This is a genomic window from Streptomyces sp. NPDC017056 (genome assembly GCF_044332485.1).
Classification (GTDB): domain Bacteria; phylum Actinomycetota; class Actinomycetes; order Streptomycetales; family Streptomycetaceae; genus Streptomyces.
This window is the reverse complement of the sequence record NZ_JBIRPD010000012.1, coordinates 209,647-230,258: the sequence shown is the minus strand read 5'-3', so window position 1 is coordinate 230,258 and position 20,612 is coordinate 209,647. Positions and strand designations below refer to the sequence as shown.

The following is a 20,612-nucleotide window of genomic DNA, read 5'->3' as shown; positions in this document are numbered from 1 at the left end:
GGCACGCGCCACTGACAACGGCCCGGCGGCAGCCTGCCGGCGGACACGGCAGCGGCCCCCGGCACGTACGCCGGGGGCCGCTGGCCAGGGAATTTCAGTGCCGGATCAGACGGCCTCCACCATAGGAGCCTTGCTCGCCTGGACCTCGCCGCCGTCCTGCGACCCTTCGGCCGGCTTGGCCGGGCCGCCGCGCAGCGGCACCTCCTTGAGGAACCAGGCCGCGGCGAAGCCGATGACGCTGATCAGCGCGCCCCACACGAAGACCTGGTGGGTACCGCCGGAGACCGCGTGCATGTAGGCGTCCCTGACCGCGGCCGGCAGCTGCGCCAGCTTCTTCGGGTCCATCTGGGCGCCGCCCGCGGTCGCGCCCGCACCCGCGGAGCCGAGCCGCTCGGTCATCACGTCCGTCACCCGGTTGTTGAAGATCGCCCCGAAGATCGCGACACCGAAGGAGCCGCCGATCGTACGGAAGAGGGTGGCGGACGAGGAGCCGACGCCCATGTCCTTCATCTCGACGCTGTTCTGCGCGATCAGCATCGTGGTCTGCATCAGGAAGCCCATGCCGGCGCCGAGCACCGCCATGTACACACCCGAGGTGAAGCGGGTGGTTTCGGTGTCCATCAGGGACAGCAGCGCGAGCCCCGCGGTGATCAGCGCGCCGCCGCCCACCACGAACATCTTGTACTTGCCGGTGTTGGTGGTGACCCGGCCCGCGACCAGCGAGACCGCCATCATCGCGAGCAGCATCGGCAGGAGCAGCAGGCCCGAGTTGGTGGCCGAGGCGCCCTGCACGGTCTGCTGGAACAGCGGCAGGAAGGTCATCGACCCGAACATCACGAAGCCGACCAGGAAGCCGATGACCGTGACGAGGCTGAAGTTGTTGTTGCGGAAGATGTGCAGCGGCAGCACCGGCTCGCGGACCTTGGTCTCGGTGAAGACGAAGGCCAGCAGGGCGACGACGCCGACCGCGCCGAGCCCGACGATCTGGGCCGACAGCCAGTCGTACTCGGTACCGCCCCAGGTGGTGATCAGGACCAGCGAGGTGATGCCGACGGTGAGCAGTACGGCGCCCACGTAGTCGATGCGCGCCTGTGCCCGCTTCTTGGGCAGGTGCAGTACCGCGGTCACCATGACCAGGGCGATCGCGCCCAGCGGCAGGTTGATGTAGAAGCTCCAGCGCCAGCCGAGGTGGTCGGTGATGGTGCCGCCGACCAGCGGCCCACCGATCATCGCGACGGCCATGACGCCGGCCATCATGCCCTGGTACTTGCCACGCTCCCGCGGCGGGATCAGGTCGCCGATGATCGCCATGACGCCGACCATCAGACCGCCGGCGCCCAGGCCCTGTACGGCGCGGAAGCCGATCAGCTGGCCCATGTCCTGGGCCATGCCGGAGAGCGCCGAGCCGATCAGGAAGATCACGATGGACGCCAGGAAGACGCCCTTACGGCCGTACAGGTCGCCCAGTTTGCCCCAGATCGGGGTGGAGGCGGCGGTCGCGAGCGTATACGCGGTCACCACCCAGGACAGGTGGCTCAGCCCGCCCAGTTCGCCGACGATCGTGGGCATCGCGGTGCCCACGATCATGTTGTCCAGCATCGCGAGCAACATCGCGATCATCAGCGCGAACAGCACCACGCGGACGCTGGCCGGCTGCTTCCCCCCGGCGTTCGCCGGTTCGGTCATGTCCCCCGTTGGGGTCGCTTTCTGTTGCGACATCCCCATCTCTGCTTCTCCCACTTACTTGCCGCCCGGCTAGTTGAGTACAGTGAAGAAGGTAAGCAACCAACTAGCCGGGCGTCAAGTAAGTTAATGGCGTCCGCCGGCCGGGACGACCGACGCAGGAGAACAGCAGCATGGGCACACCGCACGCGCGCAGGGGCAACACCCGCCAGCGCATCCAGGACATCGCCCTGGAGCTGTTCGCCGAACAGGGTTACGAGAAGACCTCGCTCCGCGAGATCGCCGAACGGCTGGACGTCACGAAGGCCGCGCTCTACTACCACTTCAAGACCAAGGAAGACATCGTCATCAGCCTGTTCCAGGACCTGGCGCGGCCGATCGACGAGCTGACCGAGTGGGCCGACCGGCAGCCGCGCACCCTGGAGACCAAGCACGAGATCCTGCGCCGCTACAGCGAGGCCCTGCGCACCGCCGAGCCCCTCTTCCGCTTCATGCAGGAAAACCAGGCGACCGTGCGGGACCTGAGCATCGGGGAAACCTTCAAGCAGCGCATGGTCCGGCTCACCGGGCTGCTCAGGGAACCGGAGGCGCAGCTGACGGACCAGGTGCGCTGCATCACCGCGATCTTCTCGATGCACGCGGGCCTGTTCGCCATGCAGACGCTCGAAGGCGACCCCGAGGACAAGCGCAAGGCCATCCTGGAGGTCGCCACCGAACTGGTCACCGCGGCCCAGCCGGGCCACGGCTGACGGCACCGGCGGCGGGGATCACACGCCGTCGCCGCGCGCCTTGAGGAAGCCGGTCGGCTCGACACCGGAGCCGTAGTCCGGGCCGGTACGGACCTCGAAGTGCAGGTGCGGGCCGGTCGAGTTGCCGGTGCTGCCGGACTTGGCGATCTCCTGGCCGGTCTCCACCTTCTGGCCCGGCTTCACCTCGGTGCTCGTCAGGTGCGCGTACTGGGTGTACGTACCGCTGTCGTGCTTGATCACGACCGCGTTGCCGTACGCGGGGCCGTCGCCGCCGCCGTTCGGGCCCGCCTTGATCACGGTGCCCCCGTGCACGGCGTGCACGGCGGTGCCGCTCGGCACCACGAAGTCCTGACCGCTGTGGTTGTGCGACCAGTGCTTGCCCGCCAGGCCGAACGTCATGCCCAGCGTGTAGTCGTCCACCGGCTTGACCCAGGAGCGGGCCTTCTCCTCGGCCGCCTTCTTGGCCTTCTCGGCCTCCTGCCGCTCCGCCTCGGCGGCCTTCTTCTGCGCGTCGGCCTGCGCGCTCACCGAGGAGCCGAGGTCCGCCGTCAGCCCGTCCAGGGCGAGCGACCGGTCGTCGCCGCCCGCCGCCAGCGCCACTCCGGCACCCATGGCCGCGGAGACGCCCAGGCCCGCCGCGAGCACGGTGGCGCGGGTACGGAGAACGGACTTCTTCGACAGGCGGTGCAGGGGGTGGTGCTTCGTCATACGGGAACTACCTCCGGGAAAGGGCGGGAAAGAGCGAGTCCCGGCCGTCGACCGGGAGCGCCCCACCTTGGTAACCCGAATCCGACAAGCTGCCAATAGGCGTTACTACTACCTCATCCCGTACCAAAAGCCGGGGAAATAAACCACACCGACTACCCTCGGCCCCAGGTCTCAAACCTCGCGCCCGCCGCCCCTTCCGGGCCGCCAGGCGACTCCCCCACCGGGCCGCTGACCTGTGCCTTTGCCCTCCTCCGGCAGGTGATCCCGTACACCGGGACCGTGCCCGTCCCCGGCCCGTGTCCACCGCACCCGCGATGCCCCGCCGTTTCCCGCAAAGCGTCCACTATTCCGCGTAGTGGGCACGGATCGCCCTGTGCGGCATGTCACCGGGCCCCGGGTTCCTTCCGCTTCCGCGCGGGTCTTAAGAGTGTCCGTATCGGGACCAATGGCCTCCCGAACGCAAGAAAGCGAAAAGAAGCCGACACCGCCCTCACCGGACGGTGGTTCCCCCGGCAGCCCAGGCCCCCGGAGGCCCTGTCTCCCCTAGGCTTGAAGCCCACAACGCGCGGCCCGGCCGGCGTTGCCCAGGTGATGGGGGATCACCGATGGACCCGATGATCGTCACTGCCCGCCTCGCGCCCAAAGTCGTCGCCCCGCTGGTCAAAAAGCTGTTCGTCCGCGAAGGGCCCGGCGCCGCACTCGTGGACAAGCCCGTACGGATCTCCGGCCTGCTCTCCTTCAAGGGCGAGAAGCGCACCCTCGGCGAACGGGACGTACGACGGCTCGCCGCCAAGCTGGTCGAGCGGGCCGTCACACCACCAGACCACGGCACGAACGGGCACGAGCGGCCCGTCGCAGCCGACGAGGAACGGGCGGTGACGGACGCGCTCACCCGCACGCTCTGGGCCCTCGGCGAGATCGACATGGACGTCGCCCAGGCCGCCCGCCTGGAAGCCGCCGACTTCGCCCGGCAGCTGTGCCGGGCGGCCCCGGGCGCCACCCGCGAGCTGACCCACGACGGCACCGAACTGCACGCCATCCTCGTGGGCACCGCCGCGCTGCACATCCTGCACTTCTTCAGCCAGCGCGCCGCCTTCGTCCCCCGCACCCTCGTCGAGCAGAGCCGGCAGCTCGCGGACATCGGGGACACCCTCGGGGCGCTGAGCGACCGGCTGCCCTCCAGGTCCGCCGAGGACGCCGCCTTCGAGGCCCGCTACGCCCACGACACCGCCGTCCTCCACAACCACCTCACCATCTTCGGCATCGACCTCGCGCACTCCCCGGACAGCTGGCCGCTGGACGCCGCCTACCTGGGCCTGCGCTGCGAAGCCGAGCCGCAGAGCGCGGAAGGCGGCACCACCCCCGAACCGGCCGTCCCCGCGGAGCAGGCGCTCTGCGGCCTGTGCCGGATCCTCATCCGGGGCGTGGCCGGCTCCGGCAAGACCACGCTCCTCCAGTGGCTGGCCGTCGCCACCGCCCGCGACGAGCTGCCCGCTTCGCTGCGCCGCGCCCTGCACGGCCGCGTCCCCTTCCTGCTGCCGGTACGCCGCTTCGCCCGCGACGGCTTTCCCAGCCCCGGCACCTTCCTGGCCGCCGTCGGCTACCCGGGCGCCGAGGCCCAGCCGCCGGGCTGGGCCGACCGCGTCCTGCGGGCCGGGCGCGCCCTGCTGCTGATCGACGGCGTGGACGAGGCGCCGGAGGACGAGCGCGAGGCGCTGCGCCGCCTGCTGCGCGACTGGACCGCCCTGTATCCGGGCAACGTCTGGATCGTCACCTCCCGCCCCTCCGCCGTACGCGCCGACTGGCTGACGGACGACGGCTTCGCCGAACTGTCGCTGGCCCCGATGAGCCGCGAGGACATCGCCGCGTTCATCCAGCGCTGGCACCGTGCGGCGGCCCAGCAGGAGCCGGAGGACCTCGACTGCCTCGCGGGCTACGAACACACCCTGCTCAACGCCGTACGCATCACCCGGGACCTTGGCAGGCTCGCCACCAACCCGCTGATGTGCGGCATGCTCTGCGCGCTGCACCGCGACCGCCGCGGCTATCTGCCCAACGGCCGCAAGGAGTTGTACGACGCGGCCCTGTCGATGCTGCTGGAACGGCGGGACCGGGAGCGGGCGATGGGCACCACGGACGGCATCGACCTGCCGCGCCAGCCCAAGATCCAGCTGCTCCAGAAGCTGGCCCACTGGATGCTCGTCAACGGGCGCTCGGAGATGGACCGCGCGATCGCCGTGGACACGCTCGCCCAGCACCTGCCCGCCATCCCGGACGCCGCCCGCCAAGGCGGCCCCGAGGAGATATACCGCCACCTGCTGAACCGGACCGGGCTGCTGCGCGAACCGTCCCCGGACACCGTCGACTTCGTGCACCGCACGTTCCAGGACTTCCTGGCCGCCCGCGCCACCGTCCAGCGCCACGACTTCGGGCTGCTCCTGAACCACGCCCACCTCTCCGAGTGGGAGGACGTCATCCGGATGGCCGTCGCCCTGGCCCGCCCCGACGAGTGCGCCGCGCTCCTCAACGGCCTGCTGGCCCCGCGGCCCGGCATCCGGGCCGCGGAGGCCCGGCACCGCAAGCTGCTCGCCGCCGCCTGCGTGGAGCACGCCACCGAACTGGACCCCGAGGTACGCCACCGGGTGCGGCGCTTCACCCGCGACATGGTCCGCCCCAGCACGGCGGCCGGTGCCCGCGCGCTGGGCTGGATCGGCCCGATCGTCCTGGAGATGCTGCCGGACCCGGCCGAGGTCTCCGAGGGCGAGGCGTACCTGCTCGCCGTCACGGCCACCTCCATCGCCGACGACATGGCCATCGACTACCTGACCGGGCTGCGCAAGCGGACGGAGCTCGACCTGCGAATGCAGCTGGCGGGCGCCTGGCGGCGGTACGACACCGCCCGCTACGCCCGGGAGGTCATCGCCCACCTCGACCCGGACCAGCTGTACTTCCCGGTGGCGGACGTGGAGGAGCTGCACGCCCTGCGCCGGCTCGGCGGCCGGCCCTACCTCCAGATCGCCGGGCGTTTCTCCGCGGCCGAGCTGATCGGCGGCATCGCGCCGGCGGACGGCCTCAGACGGCTCTGGCTGGCCTACGACCTAGGGATCTCCATGGAGTGGCTGGCCGCCTTCCCCCGGCTGGAACTGCTGACGGTCGGCGGCCGGCTGCCGCGCGTCACCGGCGTACCGGACGGCGTTCACGTCGTGGAACTGTGATGTCACAGCCGAATGGGCGTTACGGGCTCGCATTGCCGGGCTCGTAAAGCCTCGGCGCCTTGGAGTTACCGGGTCACCGGAAGTCCCGGGCGCACCGGAATATGTCCGTCCGCATTTCCCGTCCCGGTACGCCGGGCACCGCGGAAAGGTCTTTTCCCTTTACCGCCGGGTTTCCCGCCGCGATTCATGCCGGAGGCAAAACCGCGGGCCTGCCGTACCCGGCCGCGCCCGCTCATGACAAACGCCGCGGCCCGGAACCTGAAACAGGTTCCGGGCCGCGGCGTAGCCGTAGCGGTCAGGCGCCGGGCGCCCGGTCCGTCACGCGTCCTTCGACAGGTCCGGGCCGCCGGCCGCGGACTCCACGGGCGGGGCGTCGGGCAGCGCCGACTTCTCCTCGCCGCGGAAGGTGAACTTGGCGTTCTCGCCCTCACCCTCGATGTCGACGACCACGATGTGGCCGGAGCGCAGCTCGCTGAAGAGGATCTTCTCCGAGAGAGCGTCCTCGATCTCGCGCTGGATGGTCCGGCGCAGCGGGCGGGCGCCCAGCACCGGGTCGTAGCCGCGCTTGGCGAGCAGCTTCTTGGCCTCACCGCTGAGCTCGATGCCCATGTCGCGGTCCTTGAGGCGCTCGTCCACCTTGGCGATCATGAGGTCGACGATCTGGATGATGTCTTCCTCGGTGAGCTGGTGGAAGACCACCGTGTCGTCGACACGGTTGAGGAACTCGGGCCGGAAGTGCTGCTTGAGCTCTTCGTTGACCTTGTTCTTCATCCGCTCGTAGCTGCTCTTGGTGTCGCCCTGGGCGGCGAAGCCCAGGTTGAAGCCCTTGGAGATGTCCCGGGTCCCGAGGTTGGTCGTCATGATGATGACCGTGTTCTTGAAGTCCACCACCCGGCCCTGGGAGTCGGTCAGGCGACCGTCCTCCAGGATCTGCAGCAGGGAGTTGAAGATGTCGGGGTGGGCCTTCTCCACCTCGTCGAACAGCACGACCGAGAACGGCTTGCGGCGCACCTTCTCGGTGAGCTGGCCGCCCTCTTCGTAGCCGACGTAGCCGGGAGGCGAGCCGAAGAGCCGGGAGACCGTGTGCTTCTCGCTGAACTCCGACATGTCGAGGGAGATCATCGCGTCCTCGTCGCCGAAGAGGAACTCGGCGAGCGTCTTGGACAGCTCGGTCTTACCGACACCGGACGGACCGGCGAAGATGAACGAGCCACCGGGGCGCTTCGGGTCCTTGAGACCGGCCCGCGTACGGCGGATGGCCTGCGAGAGCGCCTTGATGGCGTCCTTCTGGCCGATGACGCGCTTGTGGAGCTCGTCCTCCATCCGCAGCAGCCGCGAGGACTCCTCCTCGGTGAGCTTGAAGACCGGGATGCCGGTCGCCGTGGCCAGGACCTCGGCGATCAGCTCGCCGTCGACCTCGGCGACGACGTCCATGTCGCCGGCCTTCCACTCCTTCTCCCGCTTCGCCTTCGCGGCCAGGAGCTGCTTCTCCTTGTCGCGCAGGCCCGCGGCCATCTCGAAGTCCTGCGAGTCGATCGCGGACTCCTTCTCCCGGCGCACGTCGGCGATCTTCTCGTCGAACTCGCGGAGGTCCGGCGGCGCGGTCATCCGGCGGATGCGCATCCGGGAGCCGGCCTCGTCGATCAGGTCGATCGCCTTGTCCGGCAGGAAGCGGTCGGAGATGTAGCGGTCGGCCAGCTGGGCGGCCTGGACCAGGGCCTCGTCCGTGATGGAGACGCGGTGGTGCGCCTCGTAACGGTCGCGCAGGCCCTTGAGGATCTCGATGGTGTGCGGCAGCGACGGCTCCGCGACCTGGATGGGCTGGAAGCGGCGCTCCAGGGCCGCGTCCTTCTCCAGGTACTTGCGGTACTCGTCGAGCGTGGTCGCACCGATGGTCTGCAGCTCGCCTCGCGCCAGCATGGGCTTGAGGATGCTCGCGGCGTCGATCGCGCCCTCGGCGGCGCCCGCACCCACCAGGGTGTGGAGCTCGTCGATGAACAGGATGATGTCGCCGCGGGTGCGGATCTCCTTGAGCACCTTCTTCAGGCGCTCCTCGAAGTCACCGCGGTAGCGGGAGCCGGCGACCAGGGCGCCCAGGTCCAGAGTGTAGAGGTGCTTGTCCTTGAGGGTCTCGGGCACCTCGCCCTTGACGATGGCCTGGGCCAGGCCCTCGACGACCGCCGTCTTGCCGACGCCGGGCTCGCCGATGAGGACCGGGTTGTTCTTGGTACGGCGGGACAGCACCTGCATGACCCGCTCGATTTCCTTCTCGCGCCCGATGACCGGGTCGAGCTTGGTCTCACGGGCGGCCTGCGTCAGGTTGCGGCCGAACTGGTCCAGGACGAGCGAGGTCGAGGGGGTGCCCTCGGCCGGGCCGCCTGCGGTGGCGGCCTCCTTGCCCTGGTAGCCGGAGAGCAGCTGGATGACCTGCTGCCGCACCCGGTTCAGATCGGCGCCCAGCTTCACGAGGACCTGGGCGGCGACGCCCTCGCCCTCGCGGATCAGGCCGAGCAGGATGTGCTCCGTACCGATGTAATTGTGGCCGAGCTGAAGGGCCTCGCGGAGCGACAGCTCCAGGACCTTCTTCGCACGGGGGGTGAAGGGGATGTGACCGGACGGGGCCTGCTGCCCCTGGCCGATGATCTCCTCCACCTGCTGGCGGACCGCCTCGAGCGAAATCCCGAGGCTCTCCAGGGCCTTAGCGGCGACACCCTCACCCTCGTGGATCAGGCCCAGGAGGATGTGCTCGGTGCCGATGTAGTTGTGGTTGAGCATCCGGGCTTCTTCCTGAGCCAGGACGACAACCCGCCGCGCACGGTCGGTGAACCTCTCGAACATCGTTAATCGCTCCTCAGAGCGGTCAGGCAGTTAGGGGTCGGTCCCCTCCCTGTCCTTCCGCATGCTAGTCCCGTGGGACGGGACAGCTCATTCCAACTGCCGACATCCGTCCGGATCACCCCCGCTTCGGCGGGGAAATCTGCTGCCGAACAGCCGACATCTGCTCCAACCCGATGGTGCGAGACGATGTTCCCGCAGGCCAGGCATATACGCCCTGGGGCAGTACGCCCGTGGCGAACGCGACCTCCGCCGACACGCCCGCCCGGAGTCCGCCGCCACCCCGGAAAAGGCGCTGCGAACGCCGCTGCACCGTCTCTTCCCACTGGGAATGTCCTACCCGCTGCCACTGACACTCCATGCGGCGCAGGCCCGTTCCATCCGCTACGGGCGAACACCCGAACGCCTTCGAATACGCCGTCACGCCCCTTCCCGCCCCTCCCGCGGCCACGGCACGTGTCCGCATGCCAACCCAGCGTAACTTCTCGGGGTTTCGCGAGTTGCACGGGTATGGCCGTCGCGCTGCCGCGCTCCCGTTCCCCTCTCACTGCCGTGCGGCAGTGGTACGAGGACGAGCTGCGCTGGCCGACCGCCGGCGGGGAGCCGGTCCAGCTGCTGACCGGAGTGCGCTTCGACGCCCTCGACCTGCCCGCCGACGCGGGCCGGGCCGTGCTGGCACGGGTGGGCCCCACGGGACCCGTGGCGATCGACCGCAGCGGCACCGCCGGTCCCAGAATGCTCGTGCTCGTGGCCGCCGGGGCCGCGGAGGAACTGCCGGAGTTTCTGGAATGGCTGGAATGGGGCTCGCTCGGGCTGGATCTGACCGCCCGCGGCGCCGGGGACCGGATGCCCGCACCGTCACCGCCCCCGCCACACTCCCGGTGGCCGTACGGAACCGGCCCGCGGGAGGCCGCGGGGTGGGTGCGGCCTCCCGAGCCGGGATGCGAGGTCGAGGCGACTCTGCCCACCACGGGGACAGGGGCAGGGCGCGGGGGCCGCGGTGCTCCCCAAGCGGGTCGCCAGGGGCGCGCCCCCGACCTCGTACGACTCGTGAGCGCGGCGGCGACGGAATGCCACCGGGCCCGTTTGCTGCGTCAAACTCGAAGACAAACGGATCGCGGGTACGGCGATCAGCCGTTGGCCTTCTCGAACGCCTCACGGATCTCCGCGGGCACACGGCCGCGGTCATTGACGTTGTAGCCGTTCTCCTTGGCCCACGCACGGATCTTCGCGGTGTCCGGGCTGCCACCGGAGGTCGCCCGCGCCTTACCGCGGCCGGCGGAACGGCCACCGGTCTTGCGGCCCGCCTTCACGAACTCGGCAAGCGACTCGCGCAGCTTCTGCGCGTTGTCGTCGGACAGGTCGATCTCATAGGACTTGCCGTCGAGGGCGAACGTGACGGTCTCGTGGGCCTCGCCGCCGTTGAGGTCGTCGACAAGAAGAACCTGAACCTTCTGTGCCACCGGTTTCCCTTTCATCGAATGCGGATTACGACGGAAAGCAAACCGCTTTTCCGGGAAAAACACAAACCCTTGGGTGGGGTTCAGTTGCTCGGCAGCCGGGGAACGCTTGCTTCCACAGTCATGAGATAGGGGCGCGATTCGGACATAGAACGCTGATCACAGGTGCAGAAGCATGCGGCTGTTGCCCAGGGTGTTGGGCTTCACTCGTTCGAGACCGAGGAACTCGGCAACGCCCTCGTCATAGGAACGCAGCAGCTCGCTGTAGACATCGCCGTCGACGGGCGTCTCACCGATCTCCACGAACCCGTGCTTCGCGAAGAAGTCCACTTCGAAGGTGAGGCAGAAAATGCGCCGCACTCCGAGCCAGCCGGCGGTGCGCACCAGCTTGTCGAGGACGAGGTGGCCGACACCGGTGCCCTTGAGCTGCGGGTCCACCGCCAATGTGCGCACTTCGGCCAGGTCTTCCCACATGACGTGCAGGGCCCCGCAGCCGACGACCTCGGCGTCCTGGTCCCGCTCGGCCACCCAGAACTCCTGGATGTCCTCGTAAAGCGTCACGGTGGCTTTGTCCAGCAGGATGCCGTCCGGTGAGTAGGAGTCGATGAGCCGGCGTACGGCCGGTACATCGCTGGTCCTGGCACGGCGGACGGTGAGCCCATTTGATAGCGACGGCATGCGGCGACGCTATCGCCCCGAGTCGCCGGGTCCCGCCCGGGGTACTTCCTGCGCATCCGCTTCCCGCGCTTCGGCGCCATCCGGGAGTCCGGCGGGTTCCCGCGGGTGTTCACCGGGGCCTTCGGCTGCGGGTTCCGCTCGGTCCGGCCGTTCCGCCGGTCCGGGCGGTTCGCGTTCGGTGCGCGCCTCTTGCGGCGGCGCGGGCGCGGGTTCCGCCGGTTCGTCGGCCTGCACCATGCGTACGGCATCCCGCAGGGCGTGGCGCTGTTCCGGCGACATCATGCCGAAGAAGGCCACGAGAGCGGCCGCGGGGTTGTCACTTGCGGACCACGCCTCGTTCATCAGTGCGGCCGAGTAGGCGGCACGAGTGGAGACCGCCTCATATCGATAGGCGCGCCCTTCGGCTTCCCGGCGCACCCAGCCCTTCTGATGGAGGTTGTCCAATACGGTCATCACCGTCGTGTAGGCGATCGACCGTTCCTTCTGCAGATCTTCCAGGACTTCCCGAACGGTGACCGGGCGGTTCCACTCCCACACCCGCGTCATGACCGCGTCTTCCAGATCACCCAAGCGTCGTGGCACACCAGCACAATAGTGGGAGATGTCACGAATGCCGGTTATAACCGGTTGCTTTACGCCGGAAAAAGCAGGTAAGGCCCGAGACGCACAATCTCGGGCCTGACCAGACGTTCACGGTGCGCAAGGCCGGTCAAACGATCGAAACAAACGATCGGGACCGCGCTCCGGCACCGGTCAGGCGCCGTGGGCCTTGGGCTCCTGACGGGCGCCCTCGGCGCGGGCCAGCGCGGCGTCGACGGCCGCGTCCTCCTTGGACTTGTTCTCGCCGCCCTGGCTCTTCACGATCGTCACGATGAGCGCGACGAACGCCACGGCCATCACCACGGGCGGTACCAGCGCTGCGACGTAATCCATGACCAGGGGCCTCCTTCGGGCGTGAGGCTTCCAGAGTACGCAGCGCTCACGCGGAACGGGCCGCGGGGGGCGGCGTCGGCCTGCGGCGCGGCGGGAACACGTCGCCCGGCGTGGGCACCGGCCTGCCGGGCCGCGGCGCCTTCGGCTGCGGGTGCGGCACGGGCCTGGGCGCCGGGTCGGGCTCGCCGGCGGTCCGGCCGCCGGGGAGGGCGCGCAGCCGGGCCCGTACGGACAGCTCGGCCAGGTTCTCGCAGCGGCGCAGCAGGGCGGTACGGCGCGCGCTCTCGGCCGGGCCCTGCCGCTGGGCGCACAGGGAGCGCAGGGCGGCGAGGTCGGCGGCCCCGGGGTCGTAGCCGACCGCCAGCGCCTCCTGGAGCTGCTCCAGATACCCGCTGGCGGAGCCGGGCAGGGCCTCCCGGTAGCGGGCGAGGTCGGCGAGGAGAAAGGCGCGCAGACGGCCGCCCTCGCGCGCCGCCTCGTCCACGGCCTCGGCCAGCCGCAGATACTCCTGGACCTCCTGGGCGCCGTCGGCGTCGTAGGCCGCCGGGGCGTCGGCGGCACCGGTGGTGTGGCGGGTCGGCTGGAGGGCGGCGGCGAGGGCGCGGCGGAGTACGCGCAACTCGTCGGCGCTGAAGGCCATACCGCCGCGGGATCCGTATGGCATAGGCATGGGGGTGACCTTACGTCCCTGGCGGACAAAATCCGCTTAATACCATTAGAACGGTGCAAGTGTCGCGCAACCAGCTTTAGCGAACAAAAGCCACTTGGGCCCGATTGATGGGCCAAATTCCGCCAAAACCGCCCAACCGGGCCATTCGCTCCGCCGGTTCGCCGACACCCGCACCCGTACCCGTACCCGGAACCGTACGTTCCGTACGGCTCAGCCCCGGGTGACGTTGCGCTCGTACACCAGGCGCAGCCCGATCAGCGTGAGCCACGGCTCGTGCTCGTCGATCACGGAGGACTCGCCGAGCACCATGGGCGCCAGCCCGCCGGTGGCGATCACCGTCACGTCGTCCGGGTCCTTGGCCAGTTCCCGCGCCATGCGCTGCACGACGCCGTCGACCTGGCCGGCGAAGCCGTACAGGATGCCGGACTGCATGGCCTCGACGGTGTTCTTGCCGATCACGCTGCGCGGCCGGGCCAGCTCGATCTTGCGCAGCTGGGCGCCCTTCACGCCGAGGGCCTCCACGGAGATCTCGATGCCCGGCGCGATCACACCGCCGACGTACTCGCCACGCGCGCTGACCGCGTCGAACGTCGTGGCCGTACCGAAGTCGACCACCACGGCCGGGCCGCCGTACAGCTCCACCGCCGCCAGCGCGTTGATGATCCGGTCGGCGCCGACCTCCTTGGGGTTGTCCATGAGGATCGGCACGCCCGTCTTGACGCCCGGCTCGACCAGGATGGCCGGCACGTCCCCGTAGTAGCGCCGGGTGACCTCGCGCAGCTCGTGGAGGACGGAGGGCACGGTGGAGCAGATGGCGATGCCCTCGATGCCGTCGCCCAGCTCCTCGCCCAGCAGCGGGTGCATGCCCATCAGGCCCTGGAGGAGCACGGCCAGTTCGTCGGCGGTGCGGCGGGCGTCGGTGGAGATGCGCCAGTGCTCGACGATCTCCTCGCCGTCGAACAGGCCGAGGACGGTGTGGGTGTTGCCTACGTCGATGGTGAGCAGCATGTCCGTCAGCGCTCCTCGCGCAGGTCGAGACCGATGTCCAGGATCCGGGAGGAGTGCGTGAGCGCGCCCACGGCCAGGAAGTCCACCCCGGTTTCGGCGTACGTACGGGCGTTGTCCAGGGTGAGCCGTCCGGAGGACTCCAGGATCGCCTTCCCGGCCACCAGCGTCACCGCCTCGCGGGTCAGCTCCGGGGTGAAGTTGTCCAGCAGGATCAGGTCGGCGCCCTCGGCGAGGATCGGCGGGATCTGGTCCAACCGGTCGACCTCCACCTCGATGGGCACGCCCGGGAAGCGGTCGCGTACGGCCTTGAACGCCTCGGCGATGCCGCCCGCCGCGACGACGTGGTTGTCCTTGACCAGGGCCGCGTCGGACAGCGACATGCGGTGGTTCACGCCGCCGCCGCAGCGCACCGCGAACTTCTCCAGGGCGCGCAGGCCGGGCGTCGTCTTACGGGTGTCGCGGACCTTGGCGCCGGTGCCCTCCAGGGTGTCGGCCCAGGCGCGGGTGGCGGTGGCGATGCCGGACAGCCGGCACAGCAGGTTCAGGGCGCTGCGCTCGGCGGTGAGCAGGTCGCGGGCGCGGGTGGTGACGCTCAGCAGCTTCTGGCCGGCCTCGACGCGGTCGCCGTCCTCCACGTGCCGTTCGACCTCGAACTCGGCGGTGCACACGATGGACAGCACGGCCTCGGCGACGCGCAGACCGGCCACCGTGCCCGCCTCGCGCGCCGTGAAGTCGCCGGTGGCGACGGCGTCTTCGGGGACGGTCGCGACGGTGGTGACGTCCACGCCCTGGTCGAGGTCCTCCTCGACGGCCATGTGGGCGATGTCCTCGACCTGTACGGGGTCCAGGCCGGCCTTGACCAGGAGCGCCGCGAGGTCGGGGTCGAGGCCGCAGGCGAGCGGGTCGAGTTCGTAGGCGTCGCCGGCGCCGCAGCCGCAGGAGTCGCCGCAGCCGCCGCCCTCCGGGGCCTCGGCCTCCGGACGGCCGATCTGGTGCAGGGGCAGGTCGTCGGGGGTGCTCACTGGTTCGGCTCCGTTTCGGGCGCGGGTGCGGCGGTCGTCGCGGGGAAGGCGGCGGTGTCGGTGGTACGGAAGTGCAGGGTGTGCGGCGGGCGGTGGGTGGCCAGGAAGTGGCGCCGCCAGGTGGCGTCGTCCCGGTCGGCGTGGTCCTCGCGCCAGTGGCAGCCGCGGGTCTCCTCGCGGCTGCGGGCACTGCTGACCAGTACCCGGGCGACCATCAGGAGGTTGGTGGCCTCCCACGCCTCGACGCCGGGCTCGGCGGGCTTGGGCCCGTCGGCAGGGGCCGGGTCGGCGGCGGCACTCTGCATCCGTACCAGCGCGGTGAAGGCCCCGGCGAGGCTCTCGGCGGAGCGCAGCACCCCTGCCCCGGCGGTCATGGTCCGCTGGATCACGGTCCGCGCCTCGGGGGCGAGCAGCGGTACGGGGGCGGCGGTGGGCGCGACGGCGGGGCCGGGCCGCCGGACGGGCGCGGCCGTGATGTCGTCCGCGATGCGCTCGGCGAAGACCAGCCCCTCCAGGAGGGAGTTGGAGGCGAGCCGGTTGGCGCCGTGCACGCCGGTGCACGCGACCTCGCCGCACGCGTACAGGCCCGGCACGGTCGTGCGGCCGTACAGGTCGGTCCGTACGCCGCCGGAGGCGTAGTGCGCGGCGGGCGCGACCGGGACCGGCTCGGTGACCGGGTCGATGCCGTGGGCGCGGCAGGCGGCGAGGATGGTCGGGAAGCGCTGCTCCCACATGGCGGCGCCGAAGTGCCGGGCGTCCAGGTACATGTGGTCGGTGCCCTGCTCTTGGGCGCGGCGCATGATGGCCTTGGCGACGATGTCGCGCGGGGCCAGTTCGGCGAGTTCGTGCTGCCCGACCATGAAGCGGGTGCCGCCGGCGTCCACCAGGTGGGCGCCCTCGCCGCGCACCGCCTCCGAGATCAGCGGCTGCTGGCCCTCCGCGTCCGGGCCGAGGTAGAGCACCGTCGGGTGGAACTGGACGAATTCGAGGTCGGAGACCTCGGCGCCGGCGCGCAGCGCGAGGGCGACGCCGTCGCCGGTGGAGACCGCCGGGTTGGTGGTCGCGGAGAAGACCTGGCCCATGCCGCCGGTGGCCAGGACGACCGCGGGGGCGTGCACGGCGCCCACGCCGTCGTGCTGTCCCTCGCCCATCACGTGCAGCGTGACGCCGGCCGTGCGGCCCTCGGCGTCCATGAGCAGGTCGAGGACGAGGGCGTTCTCGATCGTGCGCAGGCCCTGGAAGCGGACGGCGTCCACCAGGGCGCGGGAGATCTCGGCGCCGGTCGCGTCGCCGCCCGCGTGCGCTATGCGGCGGCGGTGGTGCCCGCCCTCGCGGGTGAGGGCTATCTCGTCGGTGCCGGGCGCGGTGTCGAAGCGGGCGCCGGTGGCGATGAGGCGGCGTACGGCGTCCGGGCCCTCGGTGACCAGGGTCCGTACGGCGGCCTCGTCGCACAGCCCGGCGCCCGCGACGAGGGTGTCCTCCAGGTGCTGTTCGGGGGTGTCGCCCTCGCCGAGCGCGGCAGCGATGCCGCCCTGGGCCCAGCGGGTGGAGCCGTCGTCCAGGCGGGCCTTGGTGACCACGACGGTCCGGCGGCCGGCGGCGGCGCAGCGCAGCGCGGCGGTCAGCCCGGCGACCCCGGAGCCGACCACGACGACGTCGGCCTCGATGGACCAGCCGGGGGCGGGGGCCTGGAGGCGGAGGGCGGGGGCGGGGGTGCCGGTGCCGTTCATCGGGGCGCTCCGAACGTGAGGCGGATGTTGTCGATGAGGCGGGTGGTGCCGACCTTGGCGGCGACCGCGAGGACGGCCTCTCCCTCGTACGTCTCGGGGACCTCGGTGAAGTCGGCCGGGTCGACGAGCGCCACGTAGTCCAGCACGAGCGGCGGTTCGAGGCGGGCGGCTTCCTGAAGGACGGTACGGGCGGCGGCGCGCGCCACCGAAGGGCCCCGCAGCGGGGTCGCGACGGCGTGCGCGAGGGCGTGCGCGTCGGCCGCCGCGCGGTCCTCACCGAGGGCGGCCAGCGCCGCCGAACGGTCCTGGGCCTGGCGGGCCGTGTGGGCCCCGTACGCGGCGCGGTCGCGCAGCGCCTCCTCTGCGGCGAGCCGGTCGCGGGCCGCGAACAGCGCCCGGGACAGTGCGAGCGCGGTACGGCGCTCGGCGGCCGAGAGGTAGCGGTTGCGGCTGGAGAGCGCCAACCCGTCCTCCTCGCGGACGGTGGGCACGCCGACGATCCGTACGCCGAAGTTCAGGTCGGCCACCATGCGCTCTATGACGGCCAGTTGCTGCGCGTCCTTCTGCCCGAACAGCGCCACGTCGGGCCGCGTGAGGTGCAGCAGCTTGCCGACGACGGTCAGGACGCCGTCGAAGTGCCCCGGCCTGCTGGCGCCCTCCAGGAGGCCGCCCATGGGACCGGCGGATATCCGGACCTGCGGGGCTCCTCCCGGGTAGACCTCGTCGGCGGACGGCGCGAACACCGCGTCGGCGCCGGCCTCGACGGCCAGCGCGAGGTCCGCCTCCAAGGTGCGGGGGTAGCGGTCGAGGTCCTCGCCGGCGCCGAACTGGAGCGGGTTGACGAAGACCGTGACGACGACCTGGCCGTCCGGCCCGACGCGGTCGCGGGCGGTCCTGACCAGCGTCGCGTGCCCTTCGTGCAGGGCCCCCATGGTCATCACGACGGCCCGCTCGCCGGGGCGGCGCGAAAGGCCGCGCAGCTCGGACGCGGTGTGCACGAGGCGGGTGCGCGGGGCGTTCATCGTTCGCCTTCTTCGGGGGCGCCGCCTGGCGGGTCTTCGCGGTGGTCGCCGGAGGACCGGGCGGCGCCGTCGCCGGCGTTCGACAGGACGCCCAGCAGGTCCTCGGCCAGCTCCGGCTTCAAAAGGCCGTGCGCCAGGGCGCGGTCCGCGGTCGTACGGGCCATGGCCAGGTATCCCGCGACGCTCTGCGGGGCGTGCCGGCGCAGCTCCGCGACGTGGGCGGCGACGGTGCCCGCGTCCCCGCGCGCCACCGGCCCGGTCAGGGCGGCGTCACCGGAGCGCAGCGCGTTGTCCAGCGCCGCGCCCAGCAGCGGGCCGAGCATCCGGTCCGGCGCGCCGACCCCGGCGTCCCGCAGCAGTTCCATGGCCTGGGCCACCAGCGTGACCAGGTGGTTCGCGCCGATCGCGAGGGCCGCGTGGTAGAGCGGCCGGGCGGCCTCCTCGATCCACTCCGGCTCCCCGCCCATCTCGATGACCAGCGCCTCGGCGGCCATCCGCAGGGGGTCCGGCGCCGTGACCCCGAAGGAGCAGCCGGCCAGCCGCTGCACGTCGACCCGCGTGCCGGTGAAGGTCATGGCGGGGTGCAGGGCGAGCGGCAGCGCGCCGGCGCGGGTGGCCGGGTCCAGGACGGCCGTGCCGAACCGGCCGGAGGTGTGGACGAGCAGCTGGCCCGGCCGTACGGCACCGGTCTCCGCCAGGCCGGCGACGAGCCCGGGGAGGGCGTCGTCGGGCACGGTCAGCAGCACCAGCTCGGCGCGCCGGAGCACCTCGGACGGCGGGACGACCGGCACGTCGGGGAGCAGGGCGGCCGCGCGCCGTACGGACGCGTCGGAGACGCCGGAAACGGCGACCGGCCGGTGCCCGGCGAGCTGCAACGACGCGGCGAGGGCAGGCCCGACGCGACCGGCTCCGACGACTCCGACGGTCAGCCGGGCGGGGCGGTCCTGGGCCTCGGTGGGTGGGGTTGTGTTCACGCGGCGATGGCCTTCCGTTCCAGTCCGCGGGGGGTACCGGACGATTCGTTCGCCATGCTACGCGAGTGTTCACGGCGGCCCTCAGGGCCGTACGCAAGGTGAGACGGGCGTCTCGCAGCGCGGCTGCGGCCGTGCCGCGCGGGGCCTGTGCGCCTGCCCGCCGGAGTTATCCACAGGGGTCGCCGAGGCGGGCGAGATCCGTCATGGTGGGGGTGGAAGCGGCGGAGGAAGCGAGGGGAGGGTGGGGCAGCGGCCGGGACGGGGCGGGGTGCGCGGAGCGGGTGAGCCGTACGGGACGCCAGGCCAGAGCGCGGCGTGCGGCGCGCCGGGCGCGGGCCAGCGGGCGGTCTTCCGGCGGGGTGACGACGGCCTGGAACCGCAGCCACAGACGGACTTCGCGAAGCGCCCGGACGTCGCCGGTTCCGGGGTGGGCGGGCGCGGGCTCGCCGTGCTGGGCGGCCCGGTAGGCGTCGAGCATGTGCTGCTGGGATGCGTTCATGGGCACCACAGTGAGGCTGCCCCGCGGTCGGCGGCCCATCGATTGACGGGAGCCGTCAATCGATGGCGTCGCAGGTCACGGGCGCACGCATGATGGGAGGTACGCCGGGCGGTGTTCCGGTCGGCGCAGGTTGACGACGGGTCCTGGCCGGGTGGCCCGGACGGCGGATGCGGCATCCGGACGGGGAGGGGACGGGCACATGAGTGTCTGGATCGATGTGGCGGGGCTGCCCGCCGAGCGCGTGGTGTTCAGCCCTTCACCACTCGCCGAGCTGGGCACCGCGCTGCACGCGCTCGCCGAGCCCGCACACCACCCGGGCCTGCACGGCTGGACGACCGCGACGACCAGCGCGCTCAAACCCGACCTGGCCGACCGGCTGCACGAGACGGACTTCCTGTGGGGCCCGACCTTCTCGGACATCTCGATGCCGTTCGCCGCGCTGGCGGACGCCGCCGGGCAGCCCGGCGCCACGCTCGCCGAGGACCTGGACCTGCTCGACCGGCTCGACGACGAGCTGTATGTGGACGCCGCGCTGGAGATCTCCTGCACCAGCACGTTCAGGCTGGGCGGCCCCTCGCCGCTCGTGGACGCCGAGTCCCGCCGGATGGCGCTGGAGCGGGCCGCCGCGCGGGGCCCGCGGCAGGCCGAGTTCGCCCGGCGGCTGCTCGCCGACCCGCCGGGCGTACGGGCCTGGCTCCGCCGCCTGTTCGAGGATTGCGACCAGGCGTTCTTCGCCGACGTCTGGAAGCGGGTGCGGGTCCAGCTCGCCGCCGACGCGCGGCACAAGGCCGAGGTCCTGCGCCACAAGGGACTGGCCGAGGCGCTCGCGGAGGTGTCGCCCGCGGTCTCGTTCGACGAGAACCGCTCCCGCGTCGTCGTCGACAAGCTGATCCACGGCCACACCACGGCCCTGGACCCGGCGGTCGGCCCGGGGATCACCTTCATCCCCACCTCGTTCGGCTGGCCGCACCTGCTGGTGCTGCACGCGACGGGCTGGCGCCCGGTGATCCACTACCCCGTGGCGGCGCCGGAGCTGACCGGCCCCGCCTCGACCGCCCTGCTCGAATCCCGGCTCGAAGCGCTCGCCCACCCGATGCGCCTGCGGCTGTGCCGCAACCTGGCCCGCACCGCCTACACCACCGGCGAGCTGGCCACCGCGCACGGCATATCCGCGCCCGAGGTCTCCCGGCATCTGGCCATCCTGAAAAAGGCCGGGCTGCTCCAGACGCGGCGCCGCGGCCGGTACGTCCTGCACCAGCTGGACGTCCAGGTGGTGGCGCGCCTGGGCAGCGACTTCCTGGAGGGCGTCCTGCGCTGAGGCGTTGCCGTACCGGCCTGGGCACACGTACCGGCCGGGGCACGCGTCCTGTACGGGGTGCTCGTCCCGTACGGGGCACGCGTCCCGCACGGGGGCGCTCGTCCCGTA

General features: G+C 71.5%; 18 protein-coding genes. 4 read left to right on the top strand and 14 right to left on the bottom strand.

Annotated features, from left to right (window positions below; genetic code table 11):
* Positions 1-105: 105 nt before the first annotated feature.
* Entirely contained in the window at positions 106-1,686 is a 1,581-nt protein-coding gene (locus tag ACH4OW_RS23600; protein WP_398029909.1) for an MDR family MFS transporter, read from the bottom strand.
* Between the two features lie 170 nt (positions 1,687-1,856).
* Here ACH4OW_RS23600 and ACH4OW_RS23595 point away from each other — a divergent pair, with 170 nt between their 5' ends.
* Complete coding sequence (locus tag ACH4OW_RS23595) at positions 1,857-2,432, top strand: helix-turn-helix domain-containing protein (RefSeq protein ID WP_360136768.1); 576 nt, start codon at positions 1,857-1,859, stop codon at positions 2,430-2,432.
* An 18-nt stretch (positions 2,433-2,450) separates the two neighbouring features.
* On the opposite strand, the gene ACH4OW_RS23590 is transcribed toward ACH4OW_RS23595, so the two are convergent.
* Positions 2,451-3,140, bottom strand: a complete 690-nt coding sequence (locus tag ACH4OW_RS23590) for a M23 family metallopeptidase (RefSeq protein ID WP_360136767.1) — start codon at positions 3,138-3,140, stop codon at positions 2,451-2,453.
* A gap of 605 nt (positions 3,141-3,745) precedes the next feature.
* Between ACH4OW_RS23590 and ACH4OW_RS23585 the strand changes: the two genes are divergently transcribed.
* Entirely contained in the window at positions 3,746-6,355 is a 2,610-nt protein-coding gene (locus ACH4OW_RS23585) for an NACHT domain-containing protein (protein ID WP_398029908.1), read from the top strand.
* Positions 6,356-6,673: 318 nt separating this feature from the next.
* Here the strand turns inward: ACH4OW_RS23585 and ACH4OW_RS23580 are convergent, their stop codons facing one another.
* Positions 6,674-9,193 (bottom strand): ATP-dependent Clp protease ATP-binding subunit, encoded by a 2,520-nt coding sequence (locus ACH4OW_RS23580; RefSeq protein ID WP_073760604.1) that lies wholly within the window; start codon positions 9,191-9,193, stop codon positions 6,674-6,676.
* A gap of 186 nt (positions 9,194-9,379) precedes the next feature.
* Between ACH4OW_RS23580 and ACH4OW_RS23575 the strand changes: the two genes are divergently transcribed.
* Positions 9,380-10,390: an SCO3374 family protein gene (locus ACH4OW_RS23575; RefSeq protein ID WP_398029907.1), complete on the top strand. Its 1,011-nt coding sequence runs from the start codon at positions 9,380-9,382 to the stop codon at positions 10,388-10,390.
* Here ACH4OW_RS23575 and ACH4OW_RS23570 read toward each other — a convergent pair.
* The 11 genes from ACH4OW_RS23570 to ACH4OW_RS23520 all read right to left on the bottom strand — a co-directional run bounded on the left by ACH4OW_RS23570 (position 10,321) and on the right by ACH4OW_RS23520 (position 19,186).
* Positions 10,321-10,653 carry an Lsr2 family protein gene (locus ACH4OW_RS23570; protein WP_360136798.1) on the bottom strand — a complete coding sequence of 111 codons (333 nt, stop codon included), beginning with the start codon at positions 10,651-10,653 and terminating at the stop codon, positions 10,321-10,323. The two genes, ACH4OW_RS23575 and ACH4OW_RS23570, sit on opposite strands and share 70 nt — an antisense overlap.
* Before the next feature lie 156 nt (positions 10,654-10,809).
* Positions 10,810-11,328: an amino-acid N-acetyltransferase gene (locus ACH4OW_RS23565; RefSeq protein WP_360136765.1), complete on the bottom strand. Its 519-nt coding sequence runs from the start codon at positions 11,326-11,328 to the stop codon at positions 10,810-10,812.
* A gap of 9 nt (positions 11,329-11,337) precedes the next feature.
* The gene (locus ACH4OW_RS23560; RefSeq protein WP_398029932.1) at positions 11,338-11,874 is read right to left on the bottom strand and encodes a BlaI/MecI/CopY family transcriptional regulator; all 537 of its coding nucleotides are present in this window, start codon (positions 11,872-11,874) and stop codon (positions 11,338-11,340) included.
* A 207-nt stretch (positions 11,875-12,081) separates the two neighbouring features.
* The gene (locus ACH4OW_RS23555) at positions 12,082-12,261 is read right to left on the bottom strand and encodes a hypothetical protein (protein WP_003982975.1); all 180 of its coding nucleotides are present in this window, start codon (positions 12,259-12,261) and stop codon (positions 12,082-12,084) included.
* Positions 12,262-12,307: 46 nt separating this feature from the next.
* Positions 12,308-12,931: a hypothetical protein gene (locus ACH4OW_RS23550; RefSeq protein WP_360136763.1), complete on the bottom strand. Its 624-nt coding sequence runs from the start codon at positions 12,929-12,931 to the stop codon at positions 12,308-12,310.
* A gap of 210 nt (positions 12,932-13,141) precedes the next feature.
* On the bottom strand, positions 13,142-13,939 hold the full coding sequence (locus tag ACH4OW_RS23545) for a type III pantothenate kinase (RefSeq protein WP_360136762.1): 798 nt from the start codon (positions 13,937-13,939) through the stop codon (positions 13,142-13,144).
* 5 nt (positions 13,940-13,944) lie between these two features.
* Entirely contained in the window at positions 13,945-14,961 is a 1,017-nt protein-coding gene (gene nadC / locus ACH4OW_RS23540; RefSeq protein ID WP_398029906.1) for a carboxylating nicotinate-nucleotide diphosphorylase, read from the bottom strand.
* The gene (locus ACH4OW_RS23535; RefSeq protein ID WP_398029905.1) at positions 14,958-16,691 is read right to left on the bottom strand and encodes an L-aspartate oxidase; all 1,734 of its coding nucleotides are present in this window, start codon (positions 16,689-16,691) and stop codon (positions 14,958-14,960) included. The genes nadC and ACH4OW_RS23535 overlap by 4 nt, the downstream gene beginning before the upstream one ends.
* Positions 16,688-17,713 (bottom strand): pantoate--beta-alanine ligase, encoded by a 1,026-nt coding sequence (gene panC, locus ACH4OW_RS23530; RefSeq protein WP_398029904.1) that lies wholly within the window; start codon positions 17,711-17,713, stop codon positions 16,688-16,690. Before panC ends, ACH4OW_RS23535 begins: the two co-directional genes overlap by 4 nt.
* Positions 17,710-18,687, bottom strand: coding sequence for a DUF2520 domain-containing protein (locus ACH4OW_RS23525; RefSeq protein ID WP_360136758.1), 978 nt, complete (start codon positions 18,685-18,687; stop codon positions 17,710-17,712). Before ACH4OW_RS23525 ends, panC begins: the two co-directional genes overlap by 4 nt.
* 166 nt (positions 18,688-18,853) lie before the next feature.
* Positions 18,854-19,186, bottom strand: a complete 333-nt coding sequence (locus ACH4OW_RS23520; RefSeq protein WP_398029903.1) for a hypothetical protein — start codon at positions 19,184-19,186, stop codon at positions 18,854-18,856.
* 199 nt (positions 19,187-19,385) lie between these two features.
* On the opposite strand from ACH4OW_RS23520, the gene ACH4OW_RS23515 reads away from it, so the two are divergent.
* Positions 19,386-20,504: a DUF5937 family protein gene (locus ACH4OW_RS23515; RefSeq protein WP_398029902.1), complete on the top strand. Its 1,119-nt coding sequence runs from the start codon at positions 19,386-19,388 to the stop codon at positions 20,502-20,504.
* Positions 20,505-20,612: the final 108 nt, after the last annotated feature.